This is a genomic window from Pseudomonas agronomica, assembly GCF_025917275.1.
GTDB classification, from domain to species: domain Bacteria; phylum Pseudomonadota; class Gammaproteobacteria; order Pseudomonadales; family Pseudomonadaceae; genus Aquipseudomonas; species Aquipseudomonas agronomica.
This window is the reverse complement of the sequence record NZ_JAOSHO010000439.1, coordinates 1-4,195: the sequence shown is the minus strand read 5'-3', so window position 1 is coordinate 4,195 and position 4,195 is coordinate 1. Positions and strand designations below refer to the sequence as shown.

The window sequence follows — 4,195 nt, the reverse complement described above, 5'->3', positions numbered from 1 at the left end:
CACCACGCCGTCGACGCGCACCGAAGGGGCAGTGGGGGATTGCGGAAAATGATACTCAACGCTCATGACGCCCACTCCGTGGCTAGTTCTGCAGGATCTTCTGGCCTTTGACGACTACGTTCTTGTTGGCCTTGATGTTGATGGCACCGGAGCCGTCGATGGTGATGTTCTTGCCGCTGATCACAATGCTGCCGTCTTTCTTCAGGGTGATGCTGGCCGCGCCCGTGGTCAGGCTGATCGAATCGCCGGCGTTGAGGGAGAAATGCTTGCCCACGTCCAGGCTGTCGTTCTGCTTGATGCCGGTGCTGCGGTTTTGCGCGACGTCCCGGGATTCGTTCTGGCCGATCCGCGTGCCCTGGTTGCCATTGATCTCGATTCCCTCGTTGCCCTGGACCGTCTCGTTGCGGTTGCCAGAGATGCCGATGGTCTCGTTGCCGCCGACGTCCTCCGTGCGGTTGCCGGCGATGCTGATTTTCTCGTTGGCGCCGACCTTTTCCGTGCGGTCAGCACCAATGGTGATGGTCTCGTTGTTGCCCACGCGCTCGGTGCGATTGGCGCCAATGGTGATCTTTTCGTTGTTGCCGACATCCTCGGTACGATCGACGCCGATGGAAATCGTCTCATTGTTGTCGACCCTTTCCGTGCGGTCGTGTTTGACGCGCACGGTCTCGTCGTTGTCGATGGTCTTGCTGCGGTCATGCCCGACCCAGTGGGTCTCGTCGTTCTCGACCTCGATGTCCTGGTTCTTCTCGGCATGGATGAACAGTTGCTCCGCACCTTTCTTGTCTTCCATGCGGATTTCATTGAAGTTGGCCTGGGTGCCATCCTTGCTTGAGCGGCTTTTCACCCCGCTCTGGGTGGCATTGGCCGGCAACTTGTAGGGCACCGTCTGCTCGGCGTTGTAGACGCGGCCGGTGATGATCGGCCGGTCCGGATCCCCTTCGAGGAAGCTGACGATGACTTCCTGGCCGATCCTCGGAATCTGCACCGAACCCCAATTCTTGCCGGCCCAGGCCTGGGACACGCGAATCCAGCAGGAGCTGTTTTCGTTGGACTGGTCATGGCGATCCCAATGGAAATGCACTTTGACCCGGCCGTATTGGTCGGTCCAGATTTCCTCGCCACCGGGTCCGACCACCACGGCCGTCTGGGGGCCGCGAACGATGGGCATGGGTGTGAGGGGCAGGGGACGGAAGACCTGGCTGGCATCCATGCAGTCCAGTTCACTGACGAACTGTTCGGCCAGGTCCGGTTGGCCGCTTTCATAGGCCTCCTGGCGGATCTGATAGCGGGCGATGACCACCAGGTATTCGCGGTTCTGGTCCGCGCGGTCGTAGCCGGTCAGCGTGAACAAATGGCCGCAGCCCAGCCCGCGAGCGCGACCGCGTAACTGCACGCGCTCGAACTGGCTGTGAATGGCTTCGATACGGGTACGCGCGTAGTGGTCGCCGTCGTTGCTTTGGACGTATTCACCGGGATAGTCATAGAGCGGGTACTCGCCGTTAGTGTGATTGCGCGGCACACTGGAACGCACCTCGAGGCTGGCGCGGGGACGCAAAAAGTCGTAGTCGTTCAGCGCCAGCGAACCAGGCTGCACCTCCCGGGCCATTTGCCAATCATAGAAATGATCGCGCTCGCGCATCTGCCGATCGGGCGGGTAGAAGGGCACCGAGGCATAGTCCGCCGCCGTGGAGTGCGCGCCGTAGGCGTCGGCCAGGACCAGCACATGACGGGCCTTCTCATGGCGGAAGTAGTAATAGATGCCTTCCTGCTCCATCAGCCGGCTGACGAAGTCGAAGCTTGTCTCGCGGTACTGCACGCAATATTCCCACTCGCGGTAGCTACCGCTCAGGCTGTCTTCGAAGTCCGAGAAACCGAGGTCGCGGAACACTTGCTTGATGATGTCCGGCACGGTCTTGTTCTGGAAAATCCGGCAATCGGAGGTGCGCGTGAGCAGCCAGAACCAGGGACGCAGGCTGACGCGGTAACCGGCGAATTGGCCGTGGCCCGTCAACTGCCGGCAATTGCTGACGATGCCGTGGAAGTAGCGCTTGCCGCCGTCGTAAAGCTCAAGGGTCAGGCCCATCGGCTTGCCGAGTAATTGATCGAACTGGATCGCGCGGTTTTCCGAGGTGAGGTCCAATTCGTAGTGGAACAACCGCCCCAGCTCTTCACTGCCATCCATGCCTTGCAACAACAGGGTGTCCGCGCCGAGGGGACTGTCGACCTGGACCAGGCGATTGTTCTGGGTGATTGCCATCACGGCTTCCAAGCTGCGCGGATCACCGCCAAGGGCCCGGTGCCCGGTCGCAACGGCTCGGTAGTCAGGTGGGCGGCGTGCAGGAACGTGGCGTTTTGGTCAAATCGAAGAACATCCACCACAGAGGTGATCTCCCTATCAGTCTCGAATCATTCAAGGCGCGCACGCAAAACTCCTTTTACGTGCATATGGCATGTGGAATTGGTTATAGCAGTCATTCCTGGAAACTGCCTATAGGACGGATGACCTAGGCACATAAGCTGATGGCCCCTCGAAAGTCCTCAAATCCATCGTTAAATGCCAGAATCTCCCTGTCAGATCGTTTTGGAGATCACCATGCTTCACGCATTCGAACAACGGCTCGACCCTTTCCCGCCCGACGAAGTCCCACCGCCACCCGACGGTCTGGCCCGGTTCCTGTGGGCCTGCACCCGGGGCGCTCGCGGTTACATCCTGGCGTTCGCGCTGCTCAGCGCCGGTGTGTCGATCTACGAAGCCTGGCTGTTTTCTTTCCTCGGGCAAGTGGTGGACCTGCTTTCCACCTGGCAGTCAGGTGGCGATGCGGCCGGGCAGGAAAGCCGGGTGTTGTGGGGGATCGGCATCATGCTGGTCACCAGCATTGGCCTGGTCGCGTTGCGCACGATGGTCCAGCACCAAGTCTTGGCGATCAACCTGCCGTTGCGGCTGCGCTGGGATTTTCATCGGCTGATGCTGCGACAAAGCCTTTCGTTCTTCTCCGACGAGTTCTCCGGCCGGGTCACCACCAAAGTGATGCAGACGGCGCTGTCGGTGCGCGAGGTGCTGTTCACCCTCATCGAGATCATTCCCGGGATCGGCGTTTACTTCATTGCAATCATCGCGTTGGCTGGCGGCTTTGACCTGAAGTTGATGCTGCCTTTCATTGCCTGGGTGGTCTTGTTCGGTGTTGCCATGCGCTACTTCGTGCCGCGCCTGGAGAAAGTCGGGCAAGAACAGGCCAATGCGCGGTCGTCGATGACCGGGCGTATCTCCGACGCCTACACCAACATCACCACGGTGAAGCTATTCTCCCATTCCAAGCGCGAAGCCCATTTCGCCCGCGCCGCCATGGAGGACTTCAAGCAGACCGGTTTTCGCCAGATGCGCCTGGTCAGCCAGTTCGAGATCGTCAACCAGGCATTGGTGGTCGCGTTGATCATGGGCTCAGGCGGTTATGCCCTGTGGCTGTGGCATCAAGGCGAAGTGGGCACTGGCGCCGTCGCGGCGATTACGGCCATGGCGTTGCGCATCAATGGCATGTCGCACTGGATCATGTGGCAGATGACCTCGCTGTTCGAGAACATCGGCACCGTGCAGGATGGCATGGCGACCTTGACCCGTGGCCCCAAGGTACAAGATGCGCCGGACGCTGGCGTGCTGGTCACCACGGGTGGCGCGGTGACCTTCGACAACGTGCGCTTCAATTACAACGGTGAGCGCCAGGTCCTCGATGGCCTGAGCCTGAGCATTCGCCCAGGCGAAAAGATCGGCCTGGTGGGCCGCTCCGGTGCCGGAAAATCAACGCTGATCAACCTGCTGCTGCGCTTCTACGACGTGGACAGCGGCGAGATCCGGATCGACGGGCAGAACATTGCCCATATCACCCAGGACAGCCTGCGTAGCGCCATCGGCATGGTCACCCAGGACACATCGCTGCTGCACCGGTCCATCCGTGACAACATCGCCTATGGCCGACCTGACGCGACCGATGAGCAGATCCGCAGCGCTGCCGCCAGCGCCCAGGCCGATGGATTCATCAACCAACTGAGCGACAAGCAAGGCCACTCCGGCTACGACACCCTCGTCGGTGAACGTGGCATCAAGCTTTCCGGCGGCCAGCGTCAACGCATCGCCATCGCCCGGGTGATGCTCAAGAATGCCCCGATCCTGCTGCTGGACGAGGCCACCAGCGCACTG

Annotated in this window: 2 protein-coding genes; one reads left to right on the top strand and one right to left on the bottom strand. The window is 60.7% G+C overall.

Going from position 1 to position 4,195, the window contains the following annotated elements; genetic code table 11:
* Positions 1–82 precede the first annotated feature (82 nt).
* Complete coding sequence (locus tag OC610_RS22250; RefSeq protein ID WP_264430801.1) at positions 83–2,260, bottom strand: type VI secretion system Vgr family protein; 2,178 nt, start codon at positions 2,258–2,260, stop codon at positions 83–85.
* Positions 2,261–2,596: 336 nt separating this feature from the next.
* On the opposite strand from OC610_RS22250, the gene OC610_RS22245 reads away from it, so the two are divergent.
* Positions 2,597–4,195, top strand: a 1,599-nt coding sequence (locus OC610_RS22245) for an ABC transporter ATP-binding protein (RefSeq protein ID WP_264430799.1), incomplete at its 3' end; no start/stop codon positions are given.

What these genes read in the sequence shown, in the direction of transcription:
- OC610_RS22250 (WP_264430801.1), bottom strand. Translation starts at nt 2,260, where the DNA reads ATGGCAATCACCCAGAACAATCGCCTGGTCCAGGTCGACAGTCCCCTC.